Origin of the sequence: Paenibacillus pabuli (assembly GCF_039831995.1) — a bacterium.
GTDB lineage: Bacteria > Bacillota > Bacilli > Paenibacillales > Paenibacillaceae > Paenibacillus > Paenibacillus pabuli_C.
This window is the reverse complement of the sequence record NZ_JBDOIO010000003.1, coordinates 2,131,597-2,147,768: the sequence shown is the minus strand read 5'-3', so window position 1 is coordinate 2,147,768 and position 16,172 is coordinate 2,131,597. Positions and strand designations below refer to the sequence as shown.

Genomic DNA, 16,172 nt, shown 5'->3' with positions numbered 1-16,172 from the left:
CCCGGGTTTTCCAGGAAAAACTGAATCGGGATACCCGGGAAGTGGAAGAAAGAACTATCCGAATGGGATCACACTCAGTTCAAATCGTTGAAGGAGGAATATTCCAACATGTGGGTATACGAGAAAAAATTGCAATATCCTGTTAGGGTAAGTAAATGTGATCCTCATATGGCCAAATTACTGATGGAACAGTATGGTGGAGCAGACGGGGAACTGGCTGCTGCCCTTCGATATCTGAATCAGCGTTATACCATTCCGGACAAAATTATTGGTCTACTTAACGACATTGCTACAGAGGAATTTGCTCATTTGGAAATGATTGCAACGATGATCTACAAGCTTACCAAAGATGCTACCATTGAGCAGCTGGAGAACGCAGGCCTGGATGCTCACTATGTGAATCATGACAAGGCCCTTTTCTACAATAATGCCGCAGGTGTACCTTTCACCGCAACCTACATTCAAGCCAAGGGTGACCCTATAGCGGATCTATATGAAGATATTGCTGCGGAAGAGAAGGCTAGGGCTACATATCAATGGTTAATTGATCTGACGGATGACGTGGACCTGCAGGATAGCCTGAAGTTTCTGCGAGAACGGGAGATCGTGCATTCGCTGCGTTTCCGTGAAGCGGTTGAGATCCTGAAGGATGATCGGGAAACCAAGAAAATCTTCTGATCATGCAACCTACCTTAACATCTTAAAAAGAAGGATGCCCCTTTGAAGTATAAAAGGACATCCTTCTTTTGGTTTGAGTAAAAACCTACTTAGTATTCGACCACCATGGCAACATTTTGCCACCCGGCTCCAACCGTCCAGAACAACACTTTATCACCACGCTGAACCTGACCTGAGGTTATGGCTCGATGCAGGGCTATAAAAGGACTGCTGGTTGAAGTATAACCGAATTCATCTCCAATGTAGACGGCAACATCATTGGCAATACCAATGTTCTCCGATACCGCACGAATATTACCGATGGATAACTGGGAGAAGCAGGCTGCTTTGATCTGATCGGCCGCAATCTCGTTGCGTCCTAACAGAGTAAGAATGGATTCGGAAGCCGCATCTACGCAGATCGAATCATCGAAAGGTGTGAATTTTACATGAAAAGCACCTGCGTCCACCCCGGTCTGTCCCAGTTTCGCCAGACCTTGAGCAGGAAAGAGGGAGTTGCCGTACACACAGGTATCCGTTTGATATATGGAATCAATAAATCCAGCTGCGTGTTCGTCGCGTTCTATGATGACAGCTGCTGCTGCATCGCCGAAATTGGCATAGTAGACAGGATCATCAGGACTGGCATGTGGGGCCACGTAATCCGAACCGATAATCAGTGCTCTTCGGATTCTGGGATTCCCCAGCATTTGCCGGCTAACCTGTTCAAAGGCTGCCGTCATCCCGGCACAATTGGCGTTGCTGTCGATACAGATCGTATGGGATGCTCCATTAATCAGATGATGAATCATTAAGGAATTCGTAGGGAAAATGTATTCCGGCGTTTGACTAGCGTAGGCAATCAGGTCGATATCCGCCCCGGTCAGTCCGGTCTTTTCCAAAAGGTTGCTGGCTGCCTCAAAGGCCATGCTTAGTGAGTTCTCATCATCGTTGTTAATTTTGTAACGTTTATCACGTCCGAGCGCTTTTAACAATCCCCGAATATCTACCCCTCTCGCATCAAAATGTTCAATGTAAAAGTCATTGTCCACCTGGTGCGTTGGATGATAAATATCGATATCTACAATACGAATTCCGGCCATCTTCATTCTCCTCTTGAGCGGATGGGTGGATCCACAACTTGTCCGCCTGGTTTATTAGGTGGTAACGGTAGATATAATTTCGAGGTTGTCCAGTCCGACAGCACGTCCAAGCCTGGACAACTGCATTTTCAAAATGGCATTATTTTCGAGTGTGAGTACAACCTTTTTGAAGCCGTCCTTTTTAAATAGCGCCAAGCAGCCTTCAAGCAGAGGTACAATTTCAGGAGCCGTGACATTCAACTTTTTGCAGTCGATACGCAGTTCATACTCCGTGGGGTCAATAGGATCAATCGTATCCTGATAAGCCGAGATGGAACGCAATCCATCTTCTTGAGAGAAAGAGCCCTCCAGTTCAATGTTAAGCACCTTGTTTGGAACGTCAGTCTTGAGTATAAAGCTTCCCATAATGGTTCTCTCTCCTTTAAATGAGTTAAGGCTATCCTGTAACCAGGGACAAGGCTGTCATCGCCATCATTAATGGCTTCTAGGATGTATGCTGAGATCGAGGATAATTTACCCATATTATAAAGGCGCGGATGTCATGAGATCAAGAATAAAGTCGAATTGTGTATAAATATGTAGAATAGTGAATTATTGGATTTCATTTAGTGTCGCAAGCAGTACGTTAAAAGCGCTAATAACACGGGGAGCCCCCACGCAGGGTGCCAAATGAAGCAAGACCCCTTTGAGTTGTTCCACGGTAACCCCGACACGAAGCGCCATCACATAATGAACACCCAGTTGTTCGAACTGCCCTTGTGTAATCAGTGAGGAAATAACGGCAACTTCTTTCCATTGATCCGAAATGCTGGTACGTTGGAAAATGTCTCCGTAAGCTGTACCCATAATGAATTCAGCCAACTCGGGAAAATGTTCCTTAATGGGCGCCAAGGCTTTGGCTCCGTACTCTCCAGAAAGATTCGCGAAATGCTCCAGCCCCTGAACAACCTGTTCACTCATTTTTTGCTCCTCCTAGTTCAAATTCACGGTACGATGGGCCGTAGGCGGAATCTCGTCACGGTCCGTTAACAGCTCGATTACTGCCACTTGGTTCAGTTCCTGAGCTGCCTTGAGTGCAGCGGTGAACTCGGCATGTGTTTCTGCCCGAAAAGCAGCTGCACCGAGAGATTCAGCAAACTTCGACGCGTCCATAGGTACTTCAAACAAGGTCCCATCGATCCGGCCTGTTGTTTTCTGCATACCTTTGAGCGCCATATCAAGCTGTTTATTATTCACTACGATGAAGATGACCGGCAGATTGTGGCATACGGCAGAATTGATTTCGGCTCCGAGCATCATGAAGCATCCGTCCCCTGTAATACAGACGATCGTCTCGTCTGGTGCTGCTGCCTTGGCGCCGATAGCCATACCAATGGCATTGCCCATGCAGGCGAAGTAGGCGTCAAACACAAAACTGCCAGGTTTCTTCACTTTGTATCGCTGTACAGCGTGGAAACCGTGAGATCCGTCATCAACAAATAGTTTGTGATCATACGGCAGCATATCGCTCAGTTCATCTAAAATCGATGCAAGTGAGAGGCTAGGCAAAGTTGGCAGGGGGACAGTGTAGTCAATCGCTGAATTTTCTCTCGCGGGGGCAGCATATTTGGCTAGGGTGCCAAGCAAAAACTGCATATTGTCTTTTAGGTCGCCAGTAATATGTAAGGTTTGAGAGTTGAGTATTTTACCGACAAAGGCAGGATCCGTATCGAACTGAATAAGATGCGCAGGATGATTTTCCGGTTTGAGATTGCAGATCGTCATGTCGCTTAATCGCGATCCAAGCACGATATAGAGGTCACTTCGGTTGAGCAATTCATCTGCATGCGGGAAGCCACCGACACCACAAGGTCCATGGTATAACGGATGGTCCCAGGCGATGGCACCTTTCCCTCCGGGAGTCGTGATGACAGGAATTTGGAATTGTTCTGCAAATTGCAATAGCTCATCATGGGCTCTGGCTCGATTGACGCCTTTACCTGCGATAATTAATGGGTGACTGGACTTGTGAAGTAGGGGGAGAATTCGATTAAGGTTCGAGACGCTAATTAGAGGCTCGGGTTCAGGCATGACAACTCGGCATTCAGCAAGCAGTTCGGTCTGAACATCAAAGGGTAAACAGAGATGAACCGGACCTTTGTTCGGGCCGAGTGCAGTGGAAAGGGCATGATTGAGCAGTGTGCCGAAATGATCGCCACGCTCCACCAGTTTGCTGAATAACGTAGCGGGTCTGAACATCTCTGCGAGATCTGCCAGATAGGAAGAAGAATCCTGGCACTGGGGAATGCCCAATTCCTGAATGGATTGATGCCCGGTAATAAACAACACCGGAAGGTTGTTCGCTTTGGCATGTGCCGCAGCGGTTAGAAGGTTGGTTCCACCTGGACCTGAAGTGGCAAATGCAACACCCAGCCGTCCGGTTTGGAGAGCGTAACCTGCTGCTGCAAACCCCGAACTCGATTCGTGGCGACCCGGAATGAACTCAAGGCCGTGATCCACCATCTTCAGGACAGCAGGGCAAATCGATTTTCCGATAATACCAAAGACGTGAGTAACACCAAGCTTGTACAGCGTTTCTGCCAAATAGTCCGCAACGGTTTTCATGCGGGACACCTCGCTTCATAAAATAGGTTTTAAGACCCATAGGGTATAATCCGATTTTTTTCGAATGCAAGTGGTTGTCTAAGGTTGTAAAAGGAAATATATCCTTGTTAATACGAAGGTTATCTTTTTATGTGGTTTTTTGTCAACTTATTTTTATAAGTAAAAGTACCTGATTCTTAGGTTGGTAACGCTTAAGCCCTTAAGGGATATAAGGAAAAATATATGGTTATATGTTCCTGAAACAAATGTCCTAAGTGTTTTGATTTACATTATATGTAAATCAAAGAACCCCAATATAAACTGAAATGTTACTTGTCCATATGCCTAACTATATATGCCATTCTTTGCATGTTAACGCAAAAAAACGGATCATATTTAACTTCTGTTATAATGGAAATCAGATTGGAGTGAGAAGTAATGACAGTATTGAAAATGGCAGTGATCGGGTTAGGGAAAATGGGTTTACATATGATTCAACAGGCTATGAAAGCAGAACTGAATGGAAGTATTAAGCTGATAGCTGTCTGTGAAGCAAACGAAGAAACGCTCAGGAATTTTGCTGACTCCCATGCAGAAATTAGCGCATATAACGATTACAAGCAGCTGCTGGATGAGCACGAAATGGATCTGTTGTACATTGCCGTTCCGCCTAAATATCATTATCCTGTCGTCATGGAGGCCCTAGAGCGGAAGATCCATGTGTTTTGCGAGAAACCGCTGGCGAACAGTATAGAAGAGGCCAAAGAAATGCTGGAGACAGCGAATCAGGCAGGAGTAGTCCATGCCATTCATTTCTCCATGCCCCATGAACCATCCGTATTGAAGTTGCAGGAGCTGGTGGAGCAGAGCAAAGTAGGTGCGATTCGTAAAATAGAGCTGATTCTGCAATTCCCTCAGTGGCCGCGTGCATGGCAGCAGAATTCATGGATTTCAAGCCGTGATCAGGGAGGCTTCATCCTTGAAGTGGGCATCCACTGGATCCATATGATACAGCATGTGTTTGGTCCAATCACAGAGGTGAGCAGCCAGGTCCAGTACCCCGAAAATACGGAAGAATGTGAACATGAGGTACAGGCTGTGATGAAGCTGGAGAACGGAACCCGTATTCAGCTTGACGGAATTGCTCATTTTGCAGGTGAGGAACGGGTATCTATGGTCGTTTACGGAACCGAAGGCACGATCGCTCTGGAAAATTGGGAAGAACTGATGATGGGGCCAGTTGGACAGCCGCTTGCACCAGTAGAGGTGGATGAATCATTGGGAGAACTGCCTGTTCTCAAACATGTAATTGCTCGTATTCAGGGACAGCCAGCCAAAATATATGATTTTAACGACGGATACCGTGCCCAACTGGTATTGGAGGCTCTGCGCAATCCAGAGGGAAATACGATCAAGATCAGCCGCTAGCCTCCGTTATTCGGTAATATTGCCTTGAATCAGATGCCGGAACCAACAATAAGCTTAGCCAATTTATACTTTTGCAAAATAAAAAAACAATAAAGAAGCAGCTGCCTTAAAGTGGCAGCTGCTTCTTTTGCTTCAGATGCTGTGAATACACGGTTAAGCCAGCTTGAACCGTTTCACCAGTTCGTCGAGTGCATCGGACATTTGATTCAGCTGTTTGGAAGTGTCGCTCATTTCCTGTAAGGAGGCAAGCTGTTCTTCGGTCATGGCAGATACTTCCTCCGTAGCAGATGCGGTATCTTCCACAACGATGGATACTTTGTTAATGGAATTCATGACAGCCTCGCTGCCCGATGTGAGTTCTTCAACCACCGCGGATACATCCATCATTTGACCGCTGAGGTCATGTATATGCTGTGTAATATTTGCAAAGGCATGACCTGCGTCCTCGATGGTCCGCAGTCCTTCGTTAACATGAACCGTGCTCTCATCTACAACATCCACTGTGCTATGAACACCTGCGACCACCGTTTCCAATATGCTCGTAATTTCCTTGGCTGATGTGGCGCTTTGGTCCGCAAGGTTGCGAATCTCTGCTGCGACAACGGCGAAGCCACGTCCGTTTTCTCCTGCGCGTGCTGCCTCAATGCCGGCATTCAGTGCTAGCAGATTGGTTTGTCTCGCAATCCCTGACATGGCATCAGCGATGTTGATGACTTGATCGGACATTTTGGAAATATCGTTAATGGCTTCCTGTACAGAGAGGAAGGATTGCTCAATCGCTTCCATTTTGACAACTGCATTATCAATACGCTGCTGTCCGTCCATCGCTATGGATTCGGTGCGTACCGCCCGTTCAGCTACGTCTGCGGCAGATGCAGCCACCCGGCTGAGCCCGGTCTGGGATTGTTCCATCGCTGCAACCATGGTTTGGGTAAGCGCGACCTGCTCATCTGCCCCTTCAGCTACACGTTCCATGGCTGCCGCTACTTCTTTACCGGCAAGGTGGCTGTCCGCCACCCCTTTGTCCATTCGATCCGATGCCGTACTTAGAACAGTGGCATTACGCTGGATGTCCAGCATCATTTGCTGCAAACCCAAAAGCATCGTATTCGCAGACTCGGCAAGTTCTCTCGTTTCATCCTTCATCGGGGTGGCGATGCGCAGGGTCAGGTCACCATTGGAGGAACCGATGTCATTCAGCGCATGGGTAACTGTGCGAATGTTTTTTACAATGGCGCGGGATAAAATCAGTGCCGCAAAGATTGAAATCAGGGCAACAAGAATAAGAGCTCCGTATAGTTCCCAGTTCAGGATCATATTTTTCTGTTTTAATGCTCCTGTACGTGTATCTGTCAAAGCCAGTTCGTTGTTCCGGAAAGTAATAAGGGAACTGCGGATCTCGTCCATATCTGCTTTGCCTGGATCTGTTGCAAAAAACTGACGGATTGCATCAAGATCATTAGCCTGACGCAGAGCGACAACCGGCTCTCCAGCCACTTGAATCCAATGGTCCATGGCGCTATGTATATCTTGCAATAATGCCAATTGCGCCGGGTTATTGGAGATAAGCCCTGCTAACTGATCCTTGAGCTCAACAAGCTGCTCCTTCCCGTTTGTATAGGGCTCAAGGTAATTTTCCTGTCCTGTAATAACATAACCACGCTGTCCCTTCTCCATATTCTCCAATTCATACGTCAAGGCATGCACTTTCATGTCGTGATCGACCAGATAATCCAGCTCCTGCTGCAGCTGACCAATACTGTTCTGAATCATTAGAATGCTTCCTGCCAGGACGGCCAGTACGAACAGGTAACCCAGCCCGATCTTATAAAAAATTTTGAATGTTCTCCGTTTCTTCATGATTTCTATTCCTTTCTTTTGGGTATATGTATTTGTCGAAAAAACTTGAAAAAAACAGTTTGCAGGACTTATGGATCAGGAACTTTGGAACTATTTTTTTCAGTATTATACTTTAAGAAAGTATGTTTGTACATAGATTGTTTATATTTTGTATAAAGTATGTATCGTTTCATACGACGTTATGGTTTTAACCTTTTACAGTGTTCGGTTTACACTGCCAAACGTTTGTGTTTATCATGGAAAGGGAACGATGCCGATTACATACTTCAATCCGAAAGGAACGAATCTTGCAAATGAATAAAGAGACTGTATTGCGAAAACCCGAAGCAATGATTTTTGATATGGATGGAACGTTGTTCCAGACAGAAACGCTGCTGTTACCGGCCTATCAAAAGCTTTTTGATACACTTCGTGCCGAAGGGCATTTCGAAGGGGAGACACCTCCTGAGGAGCGGATGCTGGGAAGTTTGGGAATGCTGCTTGAAGATATATGGAAAGTGGTCATGCCAGAAGGCTCTGAAGCGGCACATCGTCGTGCAGATGAATTGCTGCTTCAATTGGAAATTGAGGGACTCGATCAGGGAAGTTCCCAACTTTACCCGCATGTAAAAGAGACGCTCGAAGCCCTAAAGGAACAAGGCGTTCGTTTGTTTGTAGCAAGTAATGGACTGGAGGACTATGTCAAAGGGGTTGCGTTTGCACACGAGATCATGCCTTTATTCGAAGGCGTATACAGTGCAGGACAATACAAGACACCTTCCAAGGTAAACTTGGTGCAGATACTGCTTGAAAAACACCGGATTCAGGATGCCTGGATGGTAGGAGACCGCTCGTCCGACGTTGAAGCGGGAAAAATGAATGGGCAGACTGTGATCGGCTGCGCATATGCCGGCTTCGGTCGTGATGAAGAACTTGCAGGATCAGATGTACTAATCTCTGATTTTACCGAGCTCACTCGTCTATACAGAGAAGCTGAATAGACGAACTACAACTTGAACCGCTCTGAATCCGCGAGCGAAAACGGAAGAGCCTTTATCTCCAATGCCTGCTATGGGCGCTGAGATAAAGGCTCTTTGAGATACAATGGAGTGTCTACATTAAGATGCAGCGAGTAATCCGTTTTTGAAATGAATGGGCTACTTTAATCTTGATTTGCGGGACCTTCGGGTTGCGGTGGACTTACCTGTTACAGGTTTGGTTACTTTTACCTTGCTCGGAGTACTAACCGTGCGGTTGCGGTACACCCATAGAGCGTATTCCAACGGCTGAGTAATCGCTTTGTAATAGATATTCCGCTCACCAATCCGTGCAAATACTTCGCGTGCCGGTTTGGGATTCACCTCAAGCAGGAAGATACGGCCGTCCTTGTCGATCGCCAAATCCAGAGCAAGCTCACACAGATCACCGTACGTATCTTCCAGAAATGAGGCCACTGAAATGCCGAGTTTCTCTGCCGTAGCATTAATTTCGTTTCTCAGTTCCTCATCGCTGATCCATTGTTTCATCAATCGGTGCATGGCAACGGCCTGACCGCCGCCATGCAGATTCGATGTTACACTTTTCTCAGCCCCCATGCGCCCAGCACAGCCGGTCAGCTCCCATTCTCCCTCGCCATTCTTCTGTACGAGCATGCGATAATCGTGTACACGACCATTTGGGAGCTGGAGCTGGATACCTTCCTGAACCAGATATTTATCCTTCATGTTCCAATGCTGGAGCAGAGAACCGAGCCGTGATAAATGCACTTTGCGCGGGGTAATGATGCGTCGTTTCTGATCACGTCCCTGGACCAGAACCATGTTGGCGTCGCTACTAATACGTTCGATCCGCAGGATTCCACGTCCGCCTGTTCCGTTTATGGGCTTCAAATAGATCAGCGAAGAGGCTTTAAGCATCCGATTAACATCAGACATATCCTGAAACAGAACGGTCTCTGGCAAATGTTCACGAAAGGCAGATTTTGTAGAGAGGGTCTGATGTATGGTCCATTTATTGCGAAGCGGCCGGTTTAGGAAAAGCATGTGCCCGTATTTCTCACGAAAAGCGAGCAGCTGCTGAAATCTGCGGTTTCGCTGTATGCGGCAGCGGTCGAAGATCATGTCCGGAAATGGACGCCATTCCCTGGACCACCCCTTTTCGGAATGAAAGACCATCGCCTCGATCTGTTTGCCTCCGGGATGTACATCCGCAGGTGTGAACACGTAAATGTCGAGTCCCCGCTTGCGTCCTTCAAGGATCATTCTGCGGTAGATGCTCCGTTCTTCCAAGGCGCGATGTTCGTTTAAGTACAACGTCATAATGCCTAGAACAGGTGAGGACACAAACAATCACCTTCTTTAGCTGTTATTCCTTTCCATTATCGTTTGGACTGGCGGGCCAGATAGGCGCTGTATTGGAAAATGCGTTCCAATGACTTTTTACGAATCTGGGGTTCGTCAAATTTCATCGGTTTCGCATTGGCTTCAAAGAACCAGATTTCTCCGAGATCATCGATGCCAAGGTCCATAGACATCTCCCCAAGCGTATGGCCAGAGCCTCGTTCTACCTGCCGTGCAATGGTTAATGATGTTGATCTGACCTTTTTCATTAGTGTTGTCATTGTTTCTTCCCCGAACAGGTCGGTAAGAAGCTTCTCGGGATCCTCGACACTACCTCCGCGTGGAACGTGGGTCGTAATGCTTCGCGAACCAGCCAGTCTGGCACCAATTCCTGTTACACTCCACTGTCCTTTACCGTTCTTCTGTACAAGAACACGCAGATCGAAGGGACGCTTGCGGGAGGAGGCAAGTTCGATTCCTTGCTGCATGATATAAGGCGTATGCCCGGTTTCCCGGCGAATGCGAGACCATAACTTCGCAAGCGTTGCTGTCTTATATGTGGTGCTCTTTCGGGAACTTTGTATTTTGAGCCGGAACGGCAGACGTTCCTTCTCCTGAAACTTCAGCATCATGATGCCTTTTCCCGCTTTCCCGCTTTCGGGCTTCAGATATAGATAGGGAAATGCCCGCAGCACTGTACCCAGCGTAGTAGCACTTCGCATCCGTCGTGTATGAGGGATCAGATGCTGGGTGGATTTGGATTTCTTCAACCATTCGAACAGATCCCATTTATTGAAGAAAAACGGGTTATACAGCTCAATCCCCGATTGTATGCATTCCTCAATTTTCCGCTGAACGGAGGGTTTGCGCTCATCTTCCCTGTAGGGAATGCGATTGTACAGCACATGAGGGAGAGGGAAGGACTGTGAAGTCCACTTTCCGCTCCCTTTGTTATACGTGTAGCCCTTCACCGTAGGACCACTCACGTTCAGATCTCTTACAGTTACGATATATACCTGATAACCCATGTTTTCGCCTGTCTGTATAATGTCCAGAAAATTTTGATGGTTTCCCCTGAATCCCCGGTGGTCGTCATGCATGGTCAACACGGCAATGACAGGTTTGAAATCATCATGAAGGCTCATCAAATGCCGTCCCTCTTCCGGAATTTGCTCAAATACAGGCAGTGTTCCAAAATGTGCTCCACCGACGATTTTCCCTCCACCCGGAGTGAAGGGTGACGGAAGATGGAGCGCCCGGGTTTGGCGTTCGCTTCGAACATCCATACATGTTCCTCCTGATCAATGCCCAGATCAAAGCCAATCTCACCAATCAGATGCTGGTGCTGGGTTTCAATCGCCTGGGCCAGTGTAATAGCGACGGATTTGGCCTGCTGAAGCACTTCTCCCGCACGTTCGCCGAAGTTACGGCTGAGCGCCTGTTCGGGGGTCATCAGGGAGCCGCCATTTTTGATGTGGGTAGTCACGCTGCCCCGACCCGCCTTTTTGGCACCGATACCGACGACGACCCATTGATTGCTCCCGTTTTTGTGCATATGGAAGCGGAAATCAATCGGGCACTCATCGATCTCGATGAGCCGGATCCCCTGCTGTACGACATAGCCTCGCAGCTGTTTTCCATGTCTGCCCTGAAGCATGCGCATTAAGCCGTTGAATGAGCCAAAACGCAAAAGGGCATTGCCGCCTTTTTTACGGTAACGTGCGAAATATCCGCGTTTGGGCGAATAGGTCAAGCGATAGATTCCGTTGCCGAGACTTCCAGCTGTGGGTTTATAATATACAAACTGGTGTCGTTCCAGCATTTCTCTCATTTGTTCGACGGTCGGATTGGTAATGGATTCAGGAATATACCGACCTGCTTCGGGATCATTCTCCAGCAGCTTGTAGATGTCCGATTTATTGAAAAAACTCCAGTTGAAAAAGGGTATTTTACGGCGGACAAACCGTTCCCGCAGTTGATTGATGGCAGGCGAGAAATCGGAACGGCGGCTGGGTAGCCTGTTGTAAACGACATCTGGCAAAGGGACCGTTTTCCGAACAAAGCTTCCGTTTTCGTTCAGAAAAAAACCGGATACCGTTTCATTCTGCCAGTTAATATCCCTTGGAGTGAAAGCATAAATATAGGATCTGCGGCTGCCTTCCCGGAGCAATTGCTTGATAAACCCGGTACGGGAGCCAAACGGATTGGAGCTCGTTGCAGGTCCGTCAGACAATACTCCAATCAGTGGACCGAGCTGGACTTCATCATTTTGCAGGTTGCGCAGATAGATGCTGCCCCGCTTGGGTACGTTCATCAGATTGCGTATGCCCGAGGCGAGATAGAGATGTTTCCCTGCCTTCTTGATCGGTTTGATGGTTGCAGGCACCCGGTCTCGCCCAAACCGCAGATGTATCGTTTTTTTGCCGGATAGATTCAGACTTTTCATTAATGCGTTGGATACATAAACCACTTTATCCGGTTGCTGCGTAAAATGCAGATTGCAAAAGGTCAAACTCATGATTTATCCTCCTATCCTGAAAAATCCTTCGGCTCCATGGCAAGCGGGCGCTGCGGGCCTAGCCGCCGTGAATCGGGATGGGTTTCAGGCCAGCTGTGCTGGATGTATTCGGCATTTTCATTGGACGAACGACGTCCGTGAGAACATGTTGTTGCAGCAAATAACGAGCATAGGCAAGCGGCTGGGTATAAGTCAGGGTCTGCATGTGTTGGTCACCTGCCTCTGCGAATGAAGACCGCCCTGGCTTCGAATTGACCTCCAGCAGCCAGAGGCGACCTGTCGAATCTGCTCCAAAATCCAGTCCCAATTCAGCAAGTCTGCCGAATTGACCTTCCAGCAAGGGAGGGATTAGAGCAGCAGCATGGTTAATCCCTTCTAGAATGGTGCTGGCACGCATCCTCCCGTATCGATCGAGCAGGTAAGGGTCAGCTGGATATGCCTTGCCTCCCCCATGCAAATTGGAGGTAAGGGAGCCCTCTGCGCCTTCACGAACCATGCATCCTGTCAGGGTCCAGCGTCCATGTCCGTTTTTTTGCACCAGGGCCCGGATGTCGAATGGATATCCGTCATGACTCAGGTCCAAATATGGCTGCATGATCATCCGGCGATGGGCGATTTGAATTTCAAGCCAAGTCGAGAGGGTATGACGCGTATAAAATGTACGCTGAAAACGTTCATTGTCCTTATCTCTGCCTTCAATGGTCCATGTGTGTGTTTCATTTCCTTGGGTGAGACGAAACGTTTCCTTGCCATGAGTTCCTGAAACAGGCTTGAAGAAAAGTCCCTTGGGCCATCGTTCCAGCCACTGCTCCCATGAAGCATGAGGCTGAAGAAGTACGGTTGGGACGAGAAGTCTGCTCAGCTGTTTCTCGCGAGTCAATGCCCGATGGACTTTCCATTTACCCGGGAGGGAAGCAGACCAATACGGTCTGTTGTGCCTGCTGCCAAATAAAGCAAGTTCATGTAGCTGCTGTCTCCATCGTCTTGGGAGTGGCAGCAGACACCGATCCATCAGCATCTGTACCTTGCTGACAGGAGCTGTTTTCCATTGTCCGTTACGGTAAATGTATCCTTTTTCGGGTAGGGGATTATCTCTGTCACCGGATATGGGCAACACAATGATATCCAGGTCATAACGATGACTCTCCAAACTGAGACGGCGGCAAAAGAGTTCATCCGAGAACGGCGGTGATCCTTCTGCACCACGGACCAGAATGGCTATGGTTGATGTTGAGGGCGATGATGGCATCGGAATGCACCTCCTGTAATGGATCACTCTTCAGAATCCGGCCAGATAAGTGGAGTATTCCAGCATGGCTTTGACAGAGGGCCGGATTTTACTCTCGCTCAGTGGCGTATTGTCATTCTTGGACGGTTTGGAATTAACCTCCAGCAGCCAGACACGACCAGTGGTATCCATCGCAAGATCGATACCAAGTTCACCGAAATGGGCGGGAATCGCATGCTCAATTCCTTTGGCAATGTCGAGCGCTGCCGTATGAAGATTGGCATAAGCTGAGGCTTTGGCTGATCCGGGAAGCTGGGTTTTGGCCACGGCCTCCTTAACGGTACTGAGGCTTCCGCCCCGAGCCAGATTCGATACGTAGTGGCTTCCTCCGGCAATGCGAGCTACGATGGAAGTAACGCTCCATTTGCCTGACCGGTTTTTTTGTACCAGGGCACGGAAGTCTACAGGGCGGCCGCTGTTGTCGATGAGAGACAGGCCTTGCTGGATCTGGTAACGCGTCGTTTTCATTTTTCCGGACAGACTGGCATAGAGTTTATCCAGGGAAGCATACGTTTGTTTGCGGGTGCCCCCCACACTGGTTGCGAGTGTTAGGAAACTGCCGTCAATTTGACGGGAGACCCGAATGATGCCTTTGCCAAGCGAACCTCGCACCGGTTTGAGAAATACAACCGGATGCTTGCTGCACATCGTTTTGAGCGTGGCAGAGGACTTCAGCAAATGAGATTCGGGCAGGACCCTTTTGAGCGTTGTAATGGACTTCAAGGCATCAAACACTTCATTTTTGTCCAGGAACTTTTCATTAAAGGTTTGTGTGCCGTAGAGAGATTTTACTTCTTTCATGAAATGCTGTACGCTAGGTTTGTTCTCAAGCTTACGGGATGTCAGCCTGTTATTGACGACGTCTGCAATGGGCAGAACCGTCTTTTTCCAGCCGTCATCATACACCCAGCCCTGAATATGACCCGTTACCGCTCCGATATCCTCTGGTGTGAAAAAGGATACATAGGCGCCCTGCTTACGGCAGGCGTTCACCAGCTCATGACAGAACATCGTGATGGAGCCAAAGGGCCGATCGGGCTGATCGGGATAATCCTGGCTTACCAGCACACTGATGAAGGGTCCAAGGCGCAGCGTACGGCTGGCTGAACGATAGGATACACTCAGGACCGAACGGGGAACCAGGCCGGTCTTGCTGGCTACCGTCTGATTGATGCGAAGGCCGTCATATCTGGGAACCGGAATAACGGTGACTTCACGGCGGTAAGAGCCGAAATGAAGCTGAAGCGGCCTTCCCGAAGGGATTTTAAGGGCCTTGAGCACCCCTTCGCCCAGCATGATGACGTCGTCCTGCAGGATGCCCGAGCCGGTAACCTGAATCGTTACTTTTTTAGTGGACATCACGGATCTCCTTCCGGGCGGCAACTTGATGTCTGATCTCGAAGTTGAACGGCATCTGAACATGGCATGTGCTTCATCATATGAGGACATATACCCCTTGGTGATTGACCCATTTGGATTAAATGCAATTGATTTGGCATCGTAATCGATGACCTGTCTGGGTCAGCCAGTGTTTGAGTGAAGAGAAATGCGTGTATAAACACGGGTGAACGTTGCGACGAGAAAAATGAGGAAATGAATGGATAGCAGCAGAACAATCCAAATTGAGGAGGAATAATAGTGAATATTTATGACAAAGCCAATGATTTGGCCAAAGCACTGAGAGAAAGCAGCGAGGTGGAAGAAATCACTTCCGCGATGAAGCTGATTGAAGCTGACCCGGAGGCGAAACGCATGCTGGACAGCTTCCGTGATCAACAAATGGAATTGCAACAACGCATGATGAGCGGCGACATGCCGGCTCCGGACGAGATGGAGAAAATGGAGAAACTGTTTGAGGTACTGAGCCTGAATCTCAACATTCGTCGTCTATTCGATGCTGAGCGTCGTCTGAGCGTAATCATTGAAGATGTGAACAAAATTATTGCTGACAGCCTGGGCCATCTGTATGGCGGCGCTGAAGCTTAAGACGTTTTACAAGTTATTTGTCTGAATCTTTCATATTGCACCGTTCCCGTTCATAGACTAGACATATAGAGTCGATCAAGAACGAAGGAGCTGTGTATGGTGAAAAGGTTGAAAAAGGCAAAACATGTGATCTACCTGCTTATCGCTCTGGCAATGTTGGTTATCGCGCTGCCGCGAATTTCCTTCGCTGGTGGAATGGACTGGGTTAATATTTTTGGCATCGTTTGGGTGCTGTTCTCCCTATTAATTATTGGTGCGCACCTTCATTTCATTCTCGGTGTGGATGAAGAGAAGAAGCGTGCGCTGGAAGCCGTTCGCCGGGCCAAGCTGCGGCAGTGGGAGATGAAGCTGGTGGACAAGCAGGAGCAGAGCAAGTCTGTTTAAACCCTGCATCACGAAGCCAGGTCAGAATCCTTAGACCGATTATCCTT

General features: G+C 48.2%; 15 protein-coding genes. 5 read left to right on the top strand and 10 right to left on the bottom strand.

The annotated features are described in order from the left end of the window. Positions 1-108: 108 nt before the first annotated feature. Positions 109-678 carry a manganese catalase family protein gene (locus tag ABGV42_RS11610; RefSeq protein WP_347381787.1) on the top strand — a complete coding sequence of 190 codons (570 nt, stop codon included), beginning with the start codon at positions 109-111 and terminating at the stop codon, positions 676-678. 89 nt (positions 679-767) lie between these two features. On the opposite strand, the gene ABGV42_RS11605 is transcribed toward ABGV42_RS11610, so the two are convergent. From ABGV42_RS11605 to ABGV42_RS11590, 4 genes are all read right to left on the bottom strand, one after another. Next, positions 768-1,760 carry a 3-oxoacyl-[acyl-carrier-protein] synthase III C-terminal domain-containing protein gene (locus ABGV42_RS11605; protein ID WP_347381786.1) on the bottom strand — a complete coding sequence of 331 codons (993 nt, stop codon included), beginning with the start codon at positions 1,758-1,760 and terminating at the stop codon, positions 768-770. Between the two features lie 54 nt (positions 1,761-1,814). Continuing rightward, positions 1,815-2,165 (bottom strand): hypothetical protein, encoded by a 351-nt coding sequence (locus ABGV42_RS11600; protein ID WP_347381785.1) that lies wholly within the window; start codon positions 2,163-2,165, stop codon positions 1,815-1,817. A gap of 186 nt (positions 2,166-2,351) precedes the next feature. Next, the gene (locus tag ABGV42_RS11595; protein WP_347381784.1) at positions 2,352-2,720 is read right to left on the bottom strand and encodes a carboxymuconolactone decarboxylase family protein; all 369 of its coding nucleotides are present in this window, start codon (positions 2,718-2,720) and stop codon (positions 2,352-2,354) included. 12 nt (positions 2,721-2,732) lie between these two features. Continuing rightward, complete coding sequence (locus ABGV42_RS11590; RefSeq protein WP_347381783.1) at positions 2,733-4,364, bottom strand: thiamine pyrophosphate-binding protein; 1,632 nt, start codon at positions 4,362-4,364, stop codon at positions 2,733-2,735. 417 nt (positions 4,365-4,781) lie between these two features. On the opposite strand from ABGV42_RS11590, the gene ABGV42_RS11585 reads away from it, so the two are divergent. After that, positions 4,782-5,771, top strand: a complete 990-nt coding sequence (locus ABGV42_RS11585; RefSeq protein ID WP_347381782.1) for a Gfo/Idh/MocA family protein — start codon at positions 4,782-4,784, stop codon at positions 5,769-5,771. Positions 5,772-5,924: 153 nt separating this feature from the next. Here the strand turns inward: ABGV42_RS11585 and ABGV42_RS11580 are convergent, their stop codons facing one another. Further along, positions 5,925-7,631 carry a methyl-accepting chemotaxis protein gene (locus ABGV42_RS11580; protein WP_347381781.1) on the bottom strand — a complete coding sequence of 569 codons (1,707 nt, stop codon included), beginning with the start codon at positions 7,629-7,631 and terminating at the stop codon, positions 5,925-5,927. 293 nt (positions 7,632-7,924) lie between these two features. On the opposite strand from ABGV42_RS11580, the gene ABGV42_RS11575 reads away from it, so the two are divergent. Then, a complete protein-coding gene (locus ABGV42_RS11575; protein ID WP_347381780.1) occupies positions 7,925-8,611 on the top strand; it encodes an HAD family hydrolase in 687 nt (228 codons plus the stop codon). 156 nt (positions 8,612-8,767) lie between these two features. Here the strand turns inward: ABGV42_RS11575 and ABGV42_RS11570 are convergent, their stop codons facing one another. Genes ABGV42_RS11570 through ABGV42_RS11550 form a run of 5 tightly spaced genes read right to left on the bottom strand, consistent with a single transcriptional unit; the run spans position 8,768 to position 15,114 of the window. After that, the gene (locus ABGV42_RS11570; RefSeq protein WP_347381779.1) at positions 8,768-9,952 is read right to left on the bottom strand and encodes a YheC/YheD family protein; all 1,185 of its coding nucleotides are present in this window, start codon (positions 9,950-9,952) and stop codon (positions 8,768-8,770) included. A gap of 35 nt (positions 9,953-9,987) precedes the next feature. Beyond that, complete coding sequence (locus ABGV42_RS11565; protein ID WP_347381778.1) at positions 9,988-11,094, bottom strand: YheC/YheD family protein; 1,107 nt, start codon at positions 11,092-11,094, stop codon at positions 9,988-9,990. Next, a complete protein-coding gene (locus ABGV42_RS11560) occupies positions 11,094-12,467 on the bottom strand; it encodes a YheC/YheD family protein (RefSeq protein ID WP_347381777.1) in 1,374 nt (457 codons plus the stop codon). The genes ABGV42_RS11565 and ABGV42_RS11560 overlap by 1 nt, the downstream gene beginning before the upstream one ends. Before the next feature lie 58 nt (positions 12,468-12,525). Then, complete coding sequence (locus ABGV42_RS11555; protein WP_347381776.1) at positions 12,526-13,716, bottom strand: YheC/YheD family protein; 1,191 nt, start codon at positions 13,714-13,716, stop codon at positions 12,526-12,528. Between the two features lie 30 nt (positions 13,717-13,746). Further along, entirely contained in the window at positions 13,747-15,114 is a 1,368-nt protein-coding gene (locus tag ABGV42_RS11550) for a YheC/YheD family protein (RefSeq protein ID WP_347381775.1), read from the bottom strand. Between the two features lie 279 nt (positions 15,115-15,393). On the opposite strand from ABGV42_RS11550, the gene ABGV42_RS11545 reads away from it, so the two are divergent. Next, entirely contained in the window at positions 15,394-15,741 is a 348-nt protein-coding gene (locus tag ABGV42_RS11545) for a YlbF family regulator (RefSeq protein ID WP_095288137.1), read from the top strand. A gap of 96 nt (positions 15,742-15,837) precedes the next feature. Further along, entirely contained in the window at positions 15,838-16,125 is a 288-nt protein-coding gene (locus ABGV42_RS11540) for a hypothetical protein (RefSeq protein ID WP_217506643.1), read from the top strand. Positions 16,126-16,172 lie beyond the last annotated feature (47 nt).

Bases quoted from the DNA above. Each gene is read 5' to 3' on its own strand.
- ABGV42_RS11585 (WP_347381782.1), top strand. From the start codon at position 4,782: ATGACAGTATTGAAAATGGCAGTGATCGGGTTAGGGAAAATGGGTTTA.
- ABGV42_RS11590 (WP_347381783.1), bottom strand. From the start codon at position 4,364: ATGAAAACCGTTGCGGACTATTTGGCAGAAACGCTGTACAAGCTTGGT.
- ABGV42_RS11550 (WP_347381775.1), bottom strand. From the start codon at position 15,114: ATGTCCACTAAAAAAGTAACGATTCAGGTTACCGGCTCGGGCATCCTG.
- ABGV42_RS11565 (WP_347381778.1), bottom strand. From the start codon at position 11,094: ATGAGCCTTCATGATGATTTCAAACCTGTCATTGCCGTGTTGACCATG.
- ABGV42_RS11600 (WP_347381785.1), bottom strand. From the start codon at position 2,165: ATGGGAAGCTTTATACTCAAGACTGACGTTCCAAACAAGGTGCTTAAC.
- ABGV42_RS11610 (WP_347381787.1), top strand. From the start codon at position 109: ATGTGGGTATACGAGAAAAAATTGCAATATCCTGTTAGGGTAAGTAAA.
- ABGV42_RS11540 (WP_217506643.1), top strand. From the start codon at position 15,838: ATGGTGAAAAGGTTGAAAAAGGCAAAACATGTGATCTACCTGCTTATC.
- ABGV42_RS11575 (WP_347381780.1), top strand. From the start codon at position 7,925: ATGAATAAAGAGACTGTATTGCGAAAACCCGAAGCAATGATTTTTGAT.
- ABGV42_RS11595 (WP_347381784.1), bottom strand. From the start codon at position 2,720: ATGAGTGAACAGGTTGTTCAGGGGCTGGAGCATTTCGCGAATCTTTCT.
- ABGV42_RS11560 (WP_347381777.1), bottom strand. From the start codon at position 12,467: ATGAGTTTGACCTTTTGCAATCTGCATTTTACGCAGCAACCGGATAAA.
- ABGV42_RS11580 (WP_347381781.1), bottom strand. From the start codon at position 7,631: ATGAAGAAACGGAGAACATTCAAAATTTTTTATAAGATCGGGCTGGGT.
- ABGV42_RS11555 (WP_347381776.1), bottom strand. From the start codon at position 13,716: ATGCCATCATCGCCCTCAACATCAACCATAGCCATTCTGGTCCGTGGT.
- ABGV42_RS11605 (WP_347381786.1), bottom strand. From the start codon at position 1,760: ATGGCCGGAATTCGTATTGTAGATATCGATATTTATCATCCAACGCAC.